Origin of the sequence: Clostridium magnum DSM 2767 (assembly GCF_001623875.1) — a bacterium.
Lineage (GTDB): Bacteria > Bacillota > Clostridia > Clostridiales > Clostridiaceae > Clostridium_AM > Clostridium_AM magnum.
This window is the reverse complement of sequence record NZ_LWAE01000002.1, coordinates 772,825-791,634: the sequence shown is the minus strand read 5'-3', so window position 1 is coordinate 791,634 and position 18,810 is coordinate 772,825. Positions and strand designations below refer to the sequence as shown.

Sequence of the window (18,810 nt, the reverse complement as noted above, 5' to 3'; positions counted from 1 at the left end):
TAGTTTTTTTAATAAATTCTTTATAATTGAGTCAATATTTTTTTATAAAAATATTGACTTTAACCTTATGTTAAAGTTTAAAATGAAATTAATCTCTTCGAAGTGAAAAAAATAGGAGGTTCAATAATGTATACTATAGGACAATTTTCGAAAATCGGAAAAGTTTCAACTAAAACCCTTAGAGACTATGATAAAATTAGTTTAATAAAACCTAGCTTTGTTAATCCAGAGAATCAATATAGGTATTATGAAAAAAATCAAATTAAAGATATATTAAGGATAAACAAACTTAAAATATACAAATTTTCTTTAGATGAAATAAAGCAAATCATTCAGGATAAAAGCAATGAAACCTTAAAGGATTTATTACAAAAACAAGTAAATCATATTACTAAAGAAATAGAGTATAGTAACAATATTTTACTTGAATTAAAAGATTCCATAGAGAAATTGAAGAAAGGCGATGATATAATGACTTATAAGAGAATTTTTGAAATTTCAACTTATACTTTAGAGGATACATTAGTTTTAAGTTTAAGAAACAGAATATCAATGGATAATATAGGAAACTTAATCGGAAAAGTTTTTGAAAATATATATAGAAACAACCTTAAAATTTGCGGAAATATAATGACACTTTATTATGATGAAGATTTTGATGAAACTAATGCAGATTTAGAGGTTTGTATACCTGTGAATAAAGAACTACAAAACCCTGCTATAAAAACAAGAATTTTAAAAGGTGGATTATTTGCCCATACTACATTTGTAGGTCCATACAGTGAGATTGGTGAAGCTTATGCTGAACTTACAGATTGGATTTCTAAAAATTCCTATGAAATAACTGGTGCTCCTTTTGACAAATATATTAAGGGTCCTGAATCTAATTGCAGCCCCGATGAATTTGTAACTGAGGTATATTTTCCAATAACTAAAAAATAAAATAAAAATTCGCTAAACAATTTATTTGTCTAGCGAATTTTTACTAATCTTATGCATATTTTTCTCGATGAATATAAATATTTAATTATATCTATACTAACTAAATAAGTTTTTGTATATAGGCTAAAGTATTTAAAAATTCCTTGAATTTCTCTTCACCAATTCCCTGTTCTATAACAATCTGCGCATTATTCTATAAGGGTAATGCTTCATTAAGTACATCAATACCACTTTTAGTTATTGAAATGTATCTTTTCCATTGATTTTACTAAGAAGGCACTTTTATATTTTGTCATAGAAATATAAAAAGTGCCTTCAGCTTATATATACTGAAAGCACTAATATAGTAACCCCTTTAGGTCATATCTACAGCCTATTTCATTTACCAAAGAACTCAACAAGCGGTAATGTGAAGGAAGCAGTCACAAAATAACCTAAATTACCTCCAATCATTCGGTAGGAGTTAAGCTGAACACGGTCATTAGAATCATTACCTAAATTTAGCAAAATTGCGATAATTGGTGTTGATATTCCTGTATAAAGAATACCTGTTATAAGATATGTAATCATCGCATAAATTGCCTTTTGTCCTGTAGAGAAATCTGGTGTGATAAATGAAAGAACCATAAAGAGTGAAAATGGTACCGATAGCCAAAGAAACCCAAGGTCTACTTTGCCCATAATTTGAGTGGGTGTGATCAATAATCAATCCCCAAATAGGCGCATCAAGTGAGTCAACAATTCGATCAACTAATAATGGCAAGAAGGTTAATTAAAAGTCTCTAGCGCCAGTTCAACTGGTGCTTTCTTAAATTATAATTATAAATTTACTCCATTTTCAGCAGTAGATTCTTCACTTCTTGATGAATCTGCAGCTGCCTCATTATTCTTTATACTCATAACTAAAAGTAACATGCTATATAAATACACCTGTTCATAAAATTCTACTAATCCCCTGATATCTTGCAATTCCTGCATTTTATCCTTTAGGTACTTTTTATTAAAATAAAAAAACAGAAACCAAATTACCTAGAATACTAAATTAGGTAACCTGGTTTCTATCCAAATATTACTTTTTAAAATTAAACAAAGTTACTTAAAATCAGTGTTCCTATCAAGGCAACAACTGATGCAATGGTAGTAGTTGTTGTATAACACTTTAATGCATCTTGTACTGTCATTCCGTAGAATTCTTTAACTGTCCAGAATCCTGAGTCATTTACATGAGACAATCCAATTGCCCCTGCACCAATAGCTACACATACAATTGCTGGATTAACTCCAGGATAATTAGCTAAAAGGGGTAAAATTATGCCAGCTGCGGTCATCATTGCAACAGTACCAGAACCCACAGTAGCTCTCATTACAAGAGCAACCACCCATGCTAAAACTATAAGATTCATATTTAGGTTTGCAAGAACAGTTCCAAGTACCTTTCCTATTCCACTGTCCTGAAGCACCTGATTAAATGCTCCACCTGCACCTATAACTAGCAGTATGCCTGCTACAGGTCCAAAGCAACTGTCAGTTAGCTTCAATATGTCTTCCTTTTTCAAACCTCTTGAAAAACCAAGACTAAAATATGAGAAGATTACAGAAATTAAAAGTGCTGTTATTGGATTTCCCACAAATGAAACAAACGGTGCATATGGGGCATTTTTAGGAGCTATTAATTCAACAATGGTTTTTAATACCATGATTATCATTGGTAAAAGTATTGTAAATAGTGTTATTCCGAATTTTGGAAGCTTTTCATCTGGTATAAGCTCGTCCTTAAAAAGTTCATTTGAAGCATTAGTCTTAACATATTTTGAAATAATATTACCAAAAATAGGTCCTCCAATCATTGCGGCAGGTAATCCTACAATTAACGACCACATGATAACGGTTCCAACATCAGCCTTAAGTATGCCCACAATTGCTAAAGCAGCAGGATGTGGTGGTACCATGCAATGAACTACCGTTAAAGTAGTTGCAACAGGAACCCCGATTTTAACAAGGGACATCTTTGTTTGACGAGCAACACTAAATATTACTGGCATCAATAAAACCAAACCAACTTGAAGAAATACGGGTATACCACATATAAAGGCTACAACCATCATTGCCCAATGAGTTCTTTTTTCACCAAAGGCTCCGATTAATGTTTTTGAAAGACGCTGTGCTCCACCTGAAATCTCTAGCATCTTTCCAAGAATTGTTCCAAGACCCAGAACAGTGGCTAGGAATCCTAAAGTATTCCCCATACCTTTCTGAAATGAAACTGCAATTTGATCAAGGGGCATACCTGCTAAAATACCAAGTGTCAACCCGGATACAGTCAATGCTATAAATGCACTCAACTTTGTTTTCATAATAAGAAATATAATTAAAGCAATAGAAACAAGCAGACAAAGAACTAAATATGTTACGCTACTCATGATTTAACCCTCCTAATTTTCATTACTATTTTTAACTAGATATTTTTGTTTCCAAATAATCAACACATGTAACTAGTGTTTCTTTATTTCCTACCAATCCTCCTTTTGTAACCATTGGCATACCATCAAAAACTCCACCTATTACCTTATTATAAATAGCTAGTGGAATAACTTCATCCTTTACATCAAATCCTGCTGCTTCTATTTTAGTGCAAAAATCCTCTGAAACATCACCACCGGAAGTATAAACGCCTCCAATTTTATTTCCCAATTTATCAATTATTCTATGAACTATTGTAGCTATAGCATCTGTTATTAAATTCGCACATTCTTTTTTATCAAATTTATATGTATTTTTAATTTCCGAAAAATCTAATACGTCCTTTTCATCAATAGTAGTTGTAACAACTAAAATATTATAGTTACTTTCTTTTTCAACCACTTCATTTACAACACGGTTAATTTCTTTTTCTTTAAGGTCTTTGTTTAAAAATTCAATTGTATTTGCTTTTACAATCAGTGGATTTCTTTGTGATTTTAAAAAGTTTACCTGTTCTCTTGTTAAATTACTTGCACTACCAATACCACACAATATTTTTCCTGCGGCTTTTACTACTTCTTCTCTTTTAAAAAGTACCCTTGCTACAGCTGCAGTGAATGTTCCTGGATCAATAGCCACAAATTTTAACTTACTTTCAACACAACCTTTTGCAATTTCATCAATATCATTTAATGTTTGAGCATCAATTACAATGATTTTATTATCTTTTGCTTTTTCTAAAACTTCGTTTTTTATAACCTTTTCACCTTTTAGTACTTGATCTAAAGAAATATATCCAACACTATATTTACTTTGTTTTTTAACGATTTCTGTTACTCTAGAACTCTTAATGGGTGAAGTAGGATCTTTAGCAACCTCCGTATTTTGAAGAGGAACTCCATTTACTAGTAAAAGGTCTCCTATACTCACACGACCGGAATTTGGGAAGGAAGCGACAACAATAGCTATAGTATCATTACCTAAAGTTTCAATAATGCTATCTATCTCTGCACCAACATTTCCTCTTAAAGTTGAATCAATTCGTTTGCTAAAAAATAAGGCTTCTTTATTTTCAAATAGATTTGCAGCATTTTTAACTTTTTCATAAGCTTCAGCAGGTAACATTCCTCTGCTATTAGTACTAATGCATAATACATCAAAATCTTTGAAGTGATCCTTATCTGAAGTTTTTAATATTGTTCCTACTTTCATTCCATCTTGTGCGAGTATTGCACCTGTATCATTAGCTCCAGTTAAGTCATCCGCAATAATTACTGTTTTTAACATATAAATTCCCCCTTCTAAACAATATTTTAACAAACTATTTAAATTAAACGCTTACATAAAGCTTTAAATAAATGTCTTTCAGCTTAGTTAATAACTTTTGCAATTCTTACAGAACTCACTACCATAACTAGCTTCAAGACATATATTAATTTTTTAACTTAGAGAAAGTAACACAACCTGTTTACAATATTACTTTATCTGTGATAAACTATTTATGATAAATTATTAACTGTTCATTAGAACACGCCTCTTTTTGTTTAATAGATTTGATTGAGGAGTCTTGTCTATATAATAACAAACTGAGGCTTTTTGATTGCCTATAAAACTTCTCTAAACGAAAAAATAAACTATTCATTTATCCATCCCCAATAAAAACAATATTAATTGCTTTCACTTAAAAACTTTGGTCCATACTTGGCTGCTAATAGAATAGCTTCTATCATGCTGACAGCACTTACTTTGCCTGTTCCAGCTATATCAAAGGCCGTTCCATGGTCTACAGAAGTGCGTAAAAATGGCATATTATTTGTCAATGAAATTGTTCTTTCAAAATCTACAGTTTTTGTAGCAATATGTCCTTGGTCATGATAGAGAGAAAGAACTACATCATATTTTCCATGTAAGGCTTGATAAAAAACTGAGTCAGCGCCAATTGGTCCGCTAATATCAATACCCTTTTCACGTGAACTTTCAACAGCTGGAGAAATATATTTAACTTCTTCATCACCGAAAAGACCATGTTCTCCGCAATGTGGATTAAGACCAGCAATAGCCATATGAGGTTTTTCAATTCCCAATACTTTTAATGCTTCTTCACATCGAACAATAAAATTTTCAATTCCTTCCTTTGTAATTACATCACAAGCATTTCTCAAAGAAAGGTGTCTGCTGTAAAAGAATGTTCTTAATCCCCTTACTTCAAACATTGTTAGAGGATCTTTAACATTAGTGAGACCTTCTAAAACTTCTGTATGTCCTATGTATGGAACACCTGCCGCTTTAAAAGATTCCTTATTTAAAGGAGCTGTTGCTACTGCAGATACTTCTTTGTCCAATGCTAACTTTATTGCATAAGCTAGATAATCAAAAGCTGCTTGTCCACATTGTGCTTGAACCTTTCCATATTCTAAGGATGCAATATCAATATTGCCTAAATCAATAAAATCTAATGTTCCAAGAGTATAGTTACCTTCATTAGCCTTAGAAATAGCATTTAGTTCTAATACTGTATTTGTTATCTCTAATGCCTTTTCTAAAACACCCTTATCCCCTATTACAAGTGGACTACATACATCATAAACTTCCTTGCTTTTTAATGCCTTTACTACAATTTCAGGACCTACACCTGCAGGATCTCCTAAAGTAATTGCAATGATTGGTTTAGTCATTTTATCTCCTCTTTTCAATTTATATTTATATTAATCAACTGTATATCCTACTTAACTAAATTAGCATAACTTTTAAAAGTTAAACGAATACACAATTGTCAATATTAAGCTTATCAAAATCCTTAATCAATTTTGCTGATTGGCTGTCAATAATAATTCCTGTTAAGTTCTTGAAATTAGACACTTTCATCCTGCTTTTTTTACCATATTTATCACTAGTAGCTAACATGAAGGATTTCTCACTTATACTCATATAGGTATTTTTCAAATACATTTTTTCAATACTAGTGGTCATAAAATTACCATTTGTGTCAAAAGCATCGCATCCTAAGAAACAAGCATCAGCATTATATTTTTCAACAATTTTACAGGTTTCAACTCCTATGCACTCTTTTGATTTCATAGAAACCTTTCCACCAATTAGTGTAACATCAATATTAGAAAAATTACTAAGAAATAGACCAATTTTTAAGTCACTAGTAATAACATTTAACCCTTCAACATTTACTATACTTTTAGCCATTTCCATTGCTGTTGTTCCAGCATCTAAAACAATTGTTGAATTTGGTTTTACAAATTCAGCAGCTTTTTTTCCTACTAGATGCTTTTCATTAGTCATATACTTTTCTTTTTCTATATAACTTTGCTCTTGGATTATTGGACTTTTAACTATTGCTCCACCAAAGGTTCTATCTATAAGTCCCTGCTTTTCTAGGAAAGATAAATCTTTTCTAATTGTTACTTCAGAAACATCTAGTTTTTTTGATAATTCCAGTACAGTCACATTCCCATTGGCTAAAATATAATCATAAATTTTTTCTCTTCTTTCTAAAGTAAACATAATATCCTCCATTTTAAAAAACTGCTCAAAACCTTTTGAAAGCATTTTAATAGTAACATATATTTCAAATAGTTTCAATACATTTCGTTTAGTTTTTGTCTAAAAGATCTTGTCATTTATGGTATGTTGCTTATGGTTATTATAGCCCCGATGTCCATTTTCGGAGAGATTCAACTTGCCAGTGGTGGTATGACACCTTTGGTATAATTAATAGGTATTATTGCTATTGCTTTTACGGCATTCTGATATATGCAGATAAGTGCACGTTTTCCGGTTGCATGATCATTGTATGCCTATGTGCAAAGAGGTATTAATCCACATGTAGGATTTGTTGCAGGCTGGTTGATTCTGTTAGACTATGTATTTGTACCATCACTGCTTTATTCACTGGTAGCAGCTTGGTGTGTTGAATTAGTGCCTGCAGTACCTTTTGTTGCATGGATTATTCTCTTTGTAGTAATTAATACTACCATCAATGTTAGAGGAATTGAATCTACAGCGAAAGCAGACTGGGTAATGTTTATTATAGAAATCGGTATCTTATTATTTTTCATCATAATGGGACTAAAGTTTGTTTTCAGCGGCGGCGGAGCAGGGGAACTTTCTATCAATCCGTTCTATCAGCCTGGTAAGATTAATCTAGGATTTATTGCATCTGCTACTTCTATCGCCTGTCTGTCTTTCCTAGTTTTTGACGGAATCAGTACATTAGCAGAAGAAACAGTAAACCCTGAAAAAACAGTTGGAAGAGGAATTCTAATATCATTAGTTGCTATCGGTATAATATTTATCTTACAAACTTACGTTGCTACTTTATTTTGCCAGATTGGCAGAACACCAATAAAAGTACAGAATTCTTTGATGCTGCTGCACTTGCTGCAGGTGAACGCTTCAAGGTTGTACTTCTTGTGGTAAATATTTTAGCAGTGGGCATCGCAAATACAATGGCCGCACAGACTGCAACTGCTCGTATGCTTTTTAGTATGTCAAGAGATGGCATTCTTCCTAAGATCTTCTCAAAGATACATCCCAAATTTAAGCCCCCCTATGTAGGAGCTGTCATTATTGGTATTACATGGCTAATCATAGGATTAGCCATTGGATATTTTAAATCAAATGGTTATAAAGAAGTTCCAGAAGTTTTCAAAAATCCCCATTAATTTGTAATCGAGTAGGAGCTGAATAATTATTTTATTCAGCGACCTCTCACACCACCAAGCATACCGTTCGGTACTTGGCGGTTCAATAAGAATTAATGTACTTTCTTATACCTTTTATGAATACTTGTATATCCTATCTTTTCAAAATAAGAATTAGTCAGTGTTGTTGCAAGTATGGGGCTGTTGGCTATTCGCCAATAGCTTTTTCGTGTATTAGCAAATTCCCATGCTTTACTTTCTTTAACTCCAAGCTTCTTTAGATTATCGTGCTTGGTCTTAATCTTTTTCCACTGTTTCCAAAAGCACATCCTAAGTCTTCGTCTAGTCCATTCATCTAACTCTTTTGTTAGCCTTGTTATATCAGCTATTCCAAAGTAATTGAGCCATCCTATTATGCACTGACGAAGTTTTAACATTCTATAGTCCATATCCCAAGCATTGCTTCTTAGTGTTATTTTTCTAACTTTAGCCTTGAACTTGTTTATGGATTTTTCATGTACTCTTATTCCTATCTTGCCATACCATTGGTAGAATGTGAACCCTAGAAATTTCCTTCTCCAAGGTCTATCAACTGCACTTTTATCCTTGTTTACTTTAAGTTTGAGTTTGCTTTCGATGAACTTTGTTATGCATGCTCACCCGATTTAAGTAAGCCTTATATGTGATTTCTGTTCGTCAGACCAGAGTTTTGCCGCAGGCTTCCTTCAGATTCCACCTCACGATGGACACCCTTGCCGTAAGCTAATGGTTGGTGCTATCACCCCCCATAGTGGACTTTCACCACCAAGCTGTCGCCCATACTGGGCGCACATATAAAAGTAGGCGTATATTTTAAGACGCCTACTTTATTTCTTTTAAACTATATTTATTAAGAGGTATATTTAAAGAAATTTTTAAACTAAGTGGATTTTTTAATTGAGGCTATAATCAAAGAAATAACAGGAAATATAATTATAGTAGGAATAACATATATAACATATATAGTAGCTGCAAAATCCGCGTGCTCCGCTGGTGAATCAAACATAATGATTGACAATACAATGCTTATAATTCCAACAGGAATAACTAAAGGTTTATAGGATCGCATTTTGAAAAACTGTGATATGGATAATACTGTGGCACAATAAAATATACATATTTTTACAAATTCATTAAATATTAATACTAATGCAATTAATATTTCCATTCTCGTAATAAAGTCCCCTACATTAATAAGTCTTGCTACTTGATATGACGGAAGAAAATGGATAGACCCTATATTTCCAAGTACTGCTATGTTTCGTAAAATAACAGTTAAAAAAAACATAGCACCTATAATTAAACCCATAAATGCAGATTTTTTCACTTGTTTCATATCGTTAACATACGGAAAAATCATTAAAAATGTAACTATTTCACCAAAAGGAATAGATACCATAAGATTTGTTCCCTGAACAAATTGTTTTAAATTTATTTGAAAAAGAGGTAAAAAATTTGATAAATTCATATCCTTAATGGTAAGTACTGTGATTAGTATAGCTATAATAATTGTTAAAATACTTAAAATAAAACTAGATCTAGCTATAACTTCTATTCCTTTTTTTATTGCATATGCACAAATAATTGCAAGTATTACTATAAATACACTAATATCTGTTTCTGGAAAAAGATATGTAGAAAAAAAGTCTGCAGTAAATCTAAAATTAGCAGCAATTATGTACCAAAAATACCAAATGTATAATATAGACATCACTTTTCCCAAATAACGCCCATATAATATATTGTTTATTTCTATTAAATTTCTACCAGGATATTTTTTGCTTAGTGATGTATAAACCAATAACAAAAATAGTGTTATAGTATAGCCTGCTAACAAAACTAACCAGGTATTTTGTTTTGTGATCCCGCTTATAAAAGCTGCTGTAAGTGTAGAAGCTTCAAGTAACCCAATGATTAAAAACATTAATTGTGTGCTGGATATTATACCTATTTCAATTTTCATAATTGCCGTTACCTCTATGTATAAAAATTAGCTTCATTTATAATTTAAATGTAATAAATCCTTTACCACATATTCCATACCTTTTGCAGGATTAGGTATAGGTATACCTATAATATAAAATAGACTCATGGTAAAGGCTGCTATTAAAAATACAGAAAATATTTTAAGTTCATGCCAATATCCATTTCTAATCATATCTGGGACCTCAAACAATATTATACCTATAAAAATGATTATCAATAAAAGTATCACTTTTTATACCTCATTATAATTAATACTATTCTTCCTTAGACATAATAGGTTTAGTAATTCTACCTGTTCTTCTTAATTTAGCATCTACACTTACATCCACCTGCATGTTCTTAAAGATTTGCTCCCAATCCTTTTCCAGCTTAGTCCATTGCCTAGGATAATGCTGATATATAATGTCTCCAAATCCGAATATATCTGCATTTAGCTCTCTTGATTTTTGTAATGCTGCCGTTACTTCTTCTTTTATAACCTCTCCTTCAACTTTTTCAAGCTTTGCAAAGGCTTTTGGGTTTACTAAGTCTTCAGAGGAGGTTTGCTCCTGTAAATCTCCTTCTTGTTCTATCTCTATTTTTATACTCGGTTCATTATCCTTTATCTCCGGGGTTACTTTACTTTTTGATCGTGTTGTTATAATATTTACTTTATTATCATCTTCTGTACCTAAAACAACAACCCCATCTTTAACTCTATTAGTGACCCATAAGAGACCACGAGTTTCTCTTTTTCCAAGAGCTCCAACCATTTTATCCTTTTTAAACACTGCTGTTTCTGAAAGATATGCTATTTTTTTATCATCATCCTTTGAAACCTCAATAATAGGCGCAACTGGTGCTGTAGTCTTGCTCATCAACTTAGATGCAAAATCCTTTAAATCTACAGTTGGTATTTGGGATACGTCTCGTTCATTTTTGATTAATTCTCCAATATTCATTCCTGGAGTAGTTTCAAGCGCTGGGTTTATATTAAATATTTCACCAGCAGGTCCTTTAGATACTAAAACCCATGTCAAAAGACGGGTCTCCCTATAACGCAAGAAAAAATCCATGTACTTTTCAACACCCTCTTCTGCTGCATTTTTTCCTAATATAATAACTTGATTATGTGAAAAAAATAATCTGCGATTTAATTTACGACTAAAAGCTTTTGCTGCCTCAGAAATACTTTTTCCCTTTTCCTTTAAATTTAAATAACCAGTGTTACTTGCCCCACCATCACTTCCTTTTGAAGGAGTTTTACCTCCTGATACATTAACCAGTTGCAGGGTCAATTCTATCGGCTCTGTTTTTATTCCTTTGTCAATTCCAACTCCCATTACAATACCTAGTTTGTTTAGCTCGTGAGCACTCCGGCAGGAAGCTAGATTTGAAACTAGCAAAATACATATAATTATTTTTGCCCCTATATTTATGTATTTTTTCATTAAATTCACCTCATACAATCCCCTCAGTATTTCTAATCTTTATTTTCCTCTTCTAAGGGCGTCTCAGGCTTTCCCCCTGGTTCTTGTCTTTTTAAATTGTGCCACCCTATAGTTCTTGGTCTGGTAAACATACTCCATAAATGAGTTCTTATTAAGCTGTCCTTTAAATCTTCTGCACTTAGTGGGGCTAGAGGAGCTAAATACGGAGTGCCAAAAGATCTTAAAGATACTATATGTACAAGCAGCACCAGGAGACCAATACCAACTCCGAATATGCCTAAAACTCCAGCTAAAATAAGAAATATCATTCGTAAAATAGCAGCCACATCTGTATACACTGGAACTACAAAACTAGAAACAGCAGTTAGTGCTACTACAATAACCATAAGCCCTGACACCAACCCTGCTGTTACCGCTGCTTCTCCTATTACTAAAGCTCCTACAATACTAACTGCCTGACCTACAGGACGAGGTAATCGCACACCTGCTTCTCTTAAAATCTCAAAGGTTATTATCATAAGACCAGCTTCCATAATTGCTGGAAAAGGAACTCCTTCTCGACCAGCTGCCATAGTAAATAGTAGGGTAGTAGGTATTAATTCTTGATGAAATGTGGATAGCATTACATAAGTAGCTGGAGATAATATACTTATAAAAAAAGATCCAAATCTTAAAATCCTTAAAAGGCTTGCAAAATATGTCCTTGAATAATAGTCTTCTGCACTTTGAAAGCCTTCAATAAAAAGCATTGGCATAGTAAGTACAAAAGGAGTGCCATCAACTAAAATAGCAGCCCTTCCCTCTAATATTTTAGCAGCTGCGGTGTCCGGTTTTTCCGAATTACCCACAGTAGGAAAAATAGAATAAGGTGCATCTTCTATAAATTGTTCAATGTAGCCTGACTCTAAGATAGCATCTGTATTAATCTTATTTAGCCTCTCTTTTATTTCTTTTATGAGCTTAGGACTAACAACTGCCTTTAAATAAACAATAGATACATTAGTCCTTGTTTGCGTACCAATTTGCATTGTTTCAAAGGTTAAATTAGGATTTCTTATTTTACGTCGTAATAATGTCATATTGGTAGCCAGGGTTTCAGAAAAACCTTCCCTAGGTCCCCTTACTACAGCTTCAGTTTTAGGCTCTTCTACACCGCGAGTTTCCCAACCCTTTGAATGGATGACCAAAGACTCTTTAGAACCCTCCATAAGAAATATAGTATCCCCGGATAAGCATCCATCTATAATTTCATTTATGGATGTAACCTGCTTAACATTTCCAATAGAAAGCATACAATTTTTTATAATGCTTATATTGCCTAATTCACATTCAAGATTATATAACCTGCTATCATACATAAAAGGTTTAATTATAAGCTCATTTATAGTTACTTTTTCTGTCATACCTTCTAAAAATATAATTGCAGCATTTATTTGCATTTTAGAACCAAAGGAAAACTCACGATAAATAATATCATTACTTGAACCTAAAATATTCTTTAGGATATCTAAGTTACACTTAAGGCTGGTAGAAAGTTCAGGATGTGAAGTTTTTTGCTCTGCAGCTACATTATTGATTTTTTCACTTTTAAGTTGTGTAAATTTAAGCTTCTTATATAAATAATTAAACACTGTCATTACCCCTACTTTCATTTTGTTTATATTATCTGTTTATACATAGCATATTATTCGTTTTCTCCTTCCTTTTTCCCTATCTCCCCATCAGCATTTTTGATAAAGTTATAGCCACAATATTTTACCCTAAAGATGTAAAGGAAAATTTGGCAGATAAGCACTCCAACCATAACAATAGTATAGGTCCAGGAAATAATAACCAATAAACTTGGATAAAACCCCCTTCCTTCTAATGATTTTTTTAAGAATTCTATAATCCACATATTATTATCACCTTCAAAAAATACTTATCATAATTCAGCTCTTTTCTTTTTTATCCTATAAATCATTAATAGTAGTAATGGAAATACATTAGAATAAATTATGCCAAAATAGTGTACATCAAAAGGATACATCCATTTATGATAGGCATAATCAGGTTCAAATACGATTGAAAACCATAGTAAAAATATGCTAAATAAAACAAGAGTCAATTTATGATTTTTTATTTTAAATACCGTTACTAAAATCTCAACAATTCCATTAAAATATATAGTCATTTTAAAAAAACCACCAAAGAATATAATAATTATGCCTATAGCATCTATGCGGGTTATTATGTCCCCTAAGTTAACTGTTCTTATAGTTTCCACTAAAGGGATGGTTGCTATAGAAGTGTATTTAACACCTAATACACTGATGTCCATTATTAAAGAAAAACAAAGCAATATACCAGACAAAAAAAGTGCATTCATTGCTGTTTTTCGCACAGCGTTTTTTTCATTAACATAATGCCAGTACATTAAAAAAATAAAACTCTCTCCAAAAGGAAACATTACTACGCTTGGTATAGTTTGCAAAACTGGTTTAATGCCATTACCTAAAACCGGCATCAACCTTCTAAAATCCACACCTCCTGATATGTAGACAAGTACATATATACTAATCATAAATAACAACAAGATAGGCATGATTATTTCACTTGTACGTGCTAACACTTCAACTCCTTTTAATAAAGTATATAGGCTAACAGATATAAATATAAAATTTATAAACCACAGCGGAACTTCTGGAAGAATAGTAATAACTATAAGGTCTCCAAACTCACGAGCATTACGACCTACATGCCAAATACAATCTAGTACATAAAGTAAGGCAAGAATTACTCCAAATTTTTTCCCTAATATTTTAATAATTATTTCAGCATAATTGTTATCTGGAAATGCACTTTGAAGTTCTGTATAAATCCATGCAAAACCTAATCCGATTAATAAAGCTAACAAAATAACAATCCATGCATCTTGCTTTGCATTAATACCCAGTGCAAAGAGTGTAGTACTTCCTACTTCAAATATAAACATTAATGTGAATAGTTGATGTTTGCTTAAGCGTATCATCTAAATCTCCTTCTTTGCTTATAACCACATTGCCAATTTAAAAATAAATCCTAAATTTTATACAACCAGTATTTATATTTTGTTAATTTATATAGAAAAGTATGTAATAATAAAGTAAAAATCACTGCAATACTAAAATTGCAGTGATTTTTCAATATAAATTATATGTATTGTGGCAATTTATCAAATAATATGTATAGATAACTTTATCCACTCTTTTAAAATTTTCACTTAAATCTTGTAGATAATTATGTAATATCGTCATTCTTTAAAAGTTCCATAAAATGATTTACTATGACTGGGTCGAATTGAGTTCCAGAGCATCTTTCCAGCTCTTTAACTGCATAATCAACATTGTAAGCTTCCTTATATATCCTTTTATTAGTCATTACATCAAAGGAATCTACTACATTTATTATTCTTGATAAAATTGGTATTTCCTCTCCTTTAAGTCCTTGGGGATAACCGGTTCCATCAAATCTTTCATGATGACAAAGTATTTCATTTGCAACATGGGCTAACTCCGGTGTAACTTTAGCAATTCTGTAACCTATCTCTGCATGACGTTTCATTATTTCCCATTCCTCATCAGTTAATTTTCCAGGCTTCATTAGTATATGCTCCGGTATTCCTATTTTACCGATATCATGCAATAAGCTTAATAGTTCTAATTCATTTAATTTGTCTTGGGATAAATTAATTTTTTTTCCTAACTTAGCACTAAGTTGTTTAATCCTCTGAGTATGTTCTTCTGTTTCGCTATGTTTTTCATATAAAGTTCTCTCCAAAGATACAATGGTTCCGTTTCTTGAACTTTTAACTTCTGTAAGCTTACTTCTATACATTCTTTCTTCTGCTAAACTCATTACTGCTTCACAATCAGAGCCTTCATTTTTTTCTGCAATTCCTAAAGCTATACTAATTTTAAAACCGAAGTCAGTTACTTTTATACATTCACTTTTAACCTCTTGTACTAGATTAGATAGGTAGGAATAATCTTCATCTATAATAAGTACTATAAATTCGTCTCCTCCCCACCTTGCTATAATATCTTCCTTTGAACTGACATCATTTAATATATTCGCTATTATACAAATTAGTCTGTCACCTTCTTTATGTCCAAAGGTATCATTTACAAGCTTTAGGCCATTCACATCCCCCATTATTATTGAATAATCAATATTTTCTTGTTTATTTAATTTTTCAAACTGATCTTCAATGTACGCTCTATTTTTTAGTCCCGTTAATTTATCAGAATAACTTAAATTAGAAATACTTTTATATGCGTCTTCTAATTCAAATAGCATTTTATTAGTGGCATTCGCAATATTTTTAATTTCATCCTTACCATCCATCTCTATACGAGCTGTCAGTTCCTTGGTTATGGCAACATCATCAATAAACTCATTTAATTTTCTAAGCCTCTTTAATATATATTTATTAAAGATAATTACATGAGTGAAAAAAATCAAAAATAGTGCTATAGAGAAAATAAGAATCATAAGTTCCAAATAAAATTTACCTAGCTTATAAGCATCTCGTTTCATAGAAATTGATGAGCCTATTGACATATCGCCATGTACGTCTTGTATTGAATTATACAAAGTAATATGAGAATTATCCTTTTTAATTGTATAATTTGATTCATTTGAATTCGTGATTTCTTTAAGCTCAAATTGGGCTCCAATTATAGAGTTTATATAATTAATTAGTGACTCATCTATAGCTCTTCCAATTACCAATCTTCCATTACTTTTTGCTTTCTCATCACTTGTTGTTATAGGGGCTGCACTAACAATGAAAAATTTTTCATTAAGACTAAAAACTCCATAATGAACTTCACCATTATTTTTAAAACTCATTATTGGATTTAACTTTTTATTTATATTAAATAGGTTTTCTATTAATAAGTCTTTTGTTTTACTTTCTAAATTACCTGTTAAACTATAAAGAATATTACCTTCTGTATCAGTGAAAAACATAAAATTTAGATTTAATTGTTTTAATGTGGTGTCTTGTAGATTTGACTCTATGAAAACTTCTTTGTTATTACCTAATACAAAATTATATGTATCATCCCAATTTGCCCAATCGATAGCAGTTTTATTCATAGCAATTTCTTCTCTATTTAATAATGATTTCACCACTTCAAAATTATTATTTAAACTTTGAATTTCAATTTTGTTAATATAGTTAAAAACAATAACATTAAATACTGTATATGTTGAAATTGTAATAAGTAAAAAACTAATAACAGAAATTAATAAAGTCTTAAACTTAACAGTCATAAATTCATCTCCTTTAAAAAGACAGAAGAGCTCCTAGGATTTTGTTTTTTTAATAAAGACAATAACAAACGATTACTCGTTTGTTACTACTTAAAATCAACTTTAATATAAACTTTGAAAATATATTTCATAACCTATTACATTATTCATATTTCAATTTAATGTTGCATACTAATAGTTCCTCTAGATATACAGTATCCGTCCAATATAATTAAAAAAACAACTCCCTACACTCTAAATCAATTGTTATATTTGTGCTGTAATTTAATTAAATAACTTACTACATAAAATAAGAGTTCTACTATATTATAATTATCGTAAATTTATACATAACTTTATATCTAAATTTATATTTTTATAGACTTAAAAACTGTTATGGCACTTTATTCCACACACAGCAGATCAGTAAATACAAAAAGATGTTGACAATAATAACTATCAACATCTTTTTGTAACTAATACTTCTTTACATAGGAAATCCATAAGTTACCGTAATCCTCAAAAGTCTTATCACCTGTTATTCTATATAAAGCATCTAACAATGTAATATGAATACCATAATAATTTAAATTAACTGTGGGATTTGTACCCGGTTTTGTTAGATATCCAAGATCATAAGCTACAAAACCCCCTATGTCATAATAAGGTAGTATATATCTTAAAGTTTCTAAGCCTTGATTAAAATAATATTTAGCTTGATCACCTATCTTTTTATCATAACTTACATTAGCCCAGTCGTAGAGTCCAATTAATGTATACATATGTCCATTTAAAGTATAGGATGGAGGGTCTGTCACATATAATTGAAAGAAAATATGATCTCTAAGGGATTCATTTAAGCTTCCTAAATCATCCATCGCTCCACCATCTGACGTTTTAGTTATTAAAAACTTAAACACTGCATTTCCCGCTTGGATATACTTCTTGTCACCTGTCAAATGATAAGCTCTAGCAAATACGCTTAATGCTTCTCCTTGCGCCATAGCCGATACCCATCCTGGTTGAAAATTATTATCTTCAAGATAGTGCTTGTACTCAAATTCATATCTTAATGCCCCGGTGTTATCAACACTATACAAAAGAGAGTTTGCCACATTTAAAAATTGTTTTTTTAAGTCTTGATTTCTACCAACTTGTGCACTCAAATATCTATCATAAAGAGTAAGGGCATATTGTCCTATAGTTACCGGATTATAATGAAAATCCCCGGAATAATTGACTTTAGGTATCCCATTAATATCAAATCTTATTTCATCAGTATTAGTATAACTTGAAGTATTCTCTATGAATAAATAATTTCCAAAGGTACTATAGGAATTTATATTTTGATATTCATAGTTTCCTTCATACTCTTCTCTGTAGTTTTTTATTAAATTATAATCCTTTTTTAATTCAAATCTCCCAGTTATACCTCTTTCTCTTCTTTTTGCCAGTGTTAGACAAACATTCGCTTCATGCTTTATATCCTGAGATATACCTTCAGTCTTTATTATTGAATTATATCCACATATAGCCCCATCATAGGACTGATTAAGCTGACTTCCCTTGCTCCAGCTTAATATTATATCCGCTTTATCGTTTAGTCCTTCAATAAATCTTTTATCCTCTGGATATAGTTTATGTGCCTCAGAAAGCAGATTTAAAGCTTCATAAGTCTCTGAATATCCGTATCCACATATTCTTTTATAATAGTCATCAGCGGAGTTTTGAGCTGCTTTCACTAAATTACCGCTTAATGAAAAAATTAAAATAAAACAACTAAGCATTAATAATCTTTTAAAATATTTCATATTTACAACCATTACCCTTTTCTATAAATATAATTATTGCTAATAGTAACTTGTTATTACTAAATACTAGCAACTTCATAGTATAGAATAGTATACAAGCTACTCCCTGTCAATATCTTTCCAAAGACTGGTGCTTCCTTGATTTCAAATTAATAGCATATATCTTAAACTTAGTCAATAAAACGTTAAGTTTCTCCTTTCATTTTTTAT

The 18,810-nt window shown here is 31.3% G+C and carries 15 protein-coding genes and 1 pseudogene; 2 read left to right on the top strand and 14 right to left on the bottom strand.

Going from position 1 to position 18,810, the window contains the following annotated elements; genetic code table 11:
* Positions 1–126: 126 nt before the first annotated feature.
* Positions 127–942: a MerR family transcriptional regulator gene (locus CLMAG_RS11090; protein ID WP_066622039.1), complete on the top strand. Its 816-nt coding sequence runs from the start codon at positions 127–129 to the stop codon at positions 940–942.
* Positions 943–1,320: 378 nt separating this feature from the next.
* Here the strand turns inward: CLMAG_RS11090 and CLMAG_RS11085 are convergent, their stop codons facing one another.
* The 5 genes from CLMAG_RS11085 to CLMAG_RS11065 form a co-directional block, all read right to left on the bottom strand.
* Positions 1,321–1,623, bottom strand: a complete 303-nt coding sequence (locus CLMAG_RS11085; protein ID WP_201787646.1) for an MFS transporter — start codon at positions 1,621–1,623, stop codon at positions 1,321–1,323.
* 401 nt (positions 1,624–2,024) lie between these two features.
* Complete coding sequence (locus CLMAG_RS11080; protein ID WP_066622033.1) at positions 2,025–3,362, bottom strand: GntT/GntP/DsdX family permease; 1,338 nt, start codon at positions 3,360–3,362, stop codon at positions 2,025–2,027.
* Between the two features lie 31 nt (positions 3,363–3,393).
* A complete protein-coding gene (locus CLMAG_RS11075) occupies positions 3,394–4,689 on the bottom strand; it encodes a four-carbon acid sugar kinase family protein (protein ID WP_066622031.1) in 1,296 nt (431 codons plus the stop codon).
* Between the two features lie 380 nt (positions 4,690–5,069).
* Complete coding sequence (gene pdxA, locus CLMAG_RS11070) at positions 5,070–6,077, bottom strand: 4-hydroxythreonine-4-phosphate dehydrogenase PdxA (RefSeq protein WP_066622029.1); 1,008 nt, start codon at positions 6,075–6,077, stop codon at positions 5,070–5,072.
* Positions 6,078–6,156: 79 nt separating this feature from the next.
* On the bottom strand, positions 6,157–6,918 hold the full coding sequence (locus CLMAG_RS11065; RefSeq protein ID WP_066622027.1) for a DeoR/GlpR family DNA-binding transcription regulator: 762 nt from the start codon (positions 6,916–6,918) through the stop codon (positions 6,157–6,159).
* A 285-nt stretch (positions 6,919–7,203) separates the two neighbouring features.
* Here CLMAG_RS11065 and CLMAG_RS31660 point away from each other — a divergent pair.
* Positions 7,204–8,078: pseudogene (locus CLMAG_RS31660) on the top strand (APC family permease).
* 92 nt (positions 8,079–8,170) lie between these two features.
* Here the strand turns inward: CLMAG_RS31660 and CLMAG_RS33675 are convergent.
* From CLMAG_RS33675 to CLMAG_RS11015, 9 genes are all read right to left on the bottom strand, one after another.
* A complete protein-coding gene (locus CLMAG_RS33675; RefSeq protein ID WP_278330527.1) occupies positions 8,171–8,563 on the bottom strand; it encodes a group II intron maturase-specific domain-containing protein in 393 nt (130 codons plus the stop codon).
* Between the two features lie 413 nt (positions 8,564–8,976).
* Positions 8,977–10,059, bottom strand: coding sequence for a GerAB/ArcD/ProY family transporter (locus tag CLMAG_RS11050; RefSeq protein WP_066622024.1), 1,083 nt, complete (start codon positions 10,057–10,059; stop codon positions 8,977–8,979).
* Between the two features lie 33 nt (positions 10,060–10,092).
* Entirely contained in the window at positions 10,093–10,254 is a 162-nt protein-coding gene (locus tag CLMAG_RS11045; RefSeq protein WP_341420317.1) for a hypothetical protein, read from the bottom strand.
* 82 nt (positions 10,255–10,336) lie between these two features.
* The gene (locus tag CLMAG_RS11040; protein ID WP_066622020.1) at positions 10,337–11,512 is read right to left on the bottom strand and encodes a Ger(x)C family spore germination protein; all 1,176 of its coding nucleotides are present in this window, start codon (positions 11,510–11,512) and stop codon (positions 10,337–10,339) included.
* 32 nt (positions 11,513–11,544) lie between these two features.
* Complete coding sequence (locus CLMAG_RS11035; protein WP_066622018.1) at positions 11,545–13,143, bottom strand: spore germination protein; 1,599 nt, start codon at positions 13,141–13,143, stop codon at positions 11,545–11,547.
* A 53-nt stretch (positions 13,144–13,196) separates the two neighbouring features.
* Positions 13,197–13,409 carry a hypothetical protein gene (locus CLMAG_RS11030; protein ID WP_066622017.1) on the bottom strand — a complete coding sequence of 71 codons (213 nt, stop codon included), beginning with the start codon at positions 13,407–13,409 and terminating at the stop codon, positions 13,197–13,199.
* Positions 13,410–13,436: 27 nt separating this feature from the next.
* Positions 13,437–14,522 (bottom strand): GerAB/ArcD/ProY family transporter, encoded by a 1,086-nt coding sequence (locus tag CLMAG_RS11025; RefSeq protein ID WP_066622014.1) that lies wholly within the window; start codon positions 14,520–14,522, stop codon positions 13,437–13,439.
* A gap of 248 nt (positions 14,523–14,770) precedes the next feature.
* Positions 14,771–16,810: an HD domain-containing phosphohydrolase gene (locus CLMAG_RS11020; protein WP_066622012.1), complete on the bottom strand. Its 2,040-nt coding sequence runs from the start codon at positions 16,808–16,810 to the stop codon at positions 14,771–14,773.
* Between the two features lie 455 nt (positions 16,811–17,265).
* The gene (locus CLMAG_RS11015; RefSeq protein ID WP_066622011.1) at positions 17,266–18,600 is read right to left on the bottom strand and encodes a D-glucuronyl C5-epimerase family protein; all 1,335 of its coding nucleotides are present in this window, start codon (positions 18,598–18,600) and stop codon (positions 17,266–17,268) included.
* Between the last annotated feature and the right edge of the window lie 210 nt (positions 18,601–18,810).

Coding starts and splice junctions, on each gene's coding strand:
- CLMAG_RS11090 (WP_066622039.1), top strand. CDS start 127: ATGTATACTATAGGACAATTTTCGAAAATCGGAAAAGTTTCAACTAAA.
- CLMAG_RS11085 (WP_201787646.1), bottom strand. CDS start 1,623: ATGGGCAAAGTAGACCTTGGGTTTCTTTGGCTATCGGTACCATTTTCA.
- CLMAG_RS11080 (WP_066622033.1), bottom strand. CDS start 3,362: ATGAGTAGCGTAACATATTTAGTTCTTTGTCTGCTTGTTTCTATTGCT.
- CLMAG_RS11075 (WP_066622031.1), bottom strand. CDS start 4,689: ATGTTAAAAACAGTAATTATTGCGGATGACTTAACTGGAGCTAATGAT.
- pdxA (WP_066622029.1), bottom strand. CDS start 6,077: ATGACTAAACCAATCATTGCAATTACTTTAGGAGATCCTGCAGGTGTA.
- CLMAG_RS11065 (WP_066622027.1), bottom strand. CDS start 6,918: ATGTTTACTTTAGAAAGAAGAGAAAAAATTTATGATTATATTTTAGCC.
- CLMAG_RS11050 (WP_066622024.1), bottom strand. CDS start 10,059: ATGAAAATTGAAATAGGTATAATATCCAGCACACAATTAATGTTTTTA.
- CLMAG_RS11045 (WP_341420317.1), bottom strand. CDS start 10,254: ATGATTAGAAATGGATATTGGCATGAACTTAAAATATTTTCTGTATTT.
- CLMAG_RS11040 (WP_066622020.1), bottom strand. CDS start 11,512: ATGAAAAAATACATAAATATAGGGGCAAAAATAATTATATGTATTTTG.
- CLMAG_RS11030 (WP_066622017.1), bottom strand. CDS start 13,409: ATGTGGATTATAGAATTCTTAAAAAAATCATTAGAAGGAAGGGGGTTT.
- CLMAG_RS11025 (WP_066622014.1), bottom strand. CDS start 14,522: ATGATACGCTTAAGCAAACATCAACTATTCACATTAATGTTTATATTT.
- CLMAG_RS11020 (WP_066622012.1), bottom strand. CDS start 16,810: ATGACTGTTAAGTTTAAGACTTTATTAATTTCTGTTATTAGTTTTTTA.
- CLMAG_RS11015 (WP_066622011.1), bottom strand. CDS start 18,600: ATGAAATATTTTAAAAGATTATTAATGCTTAGTTGTTTTATTTTAATT.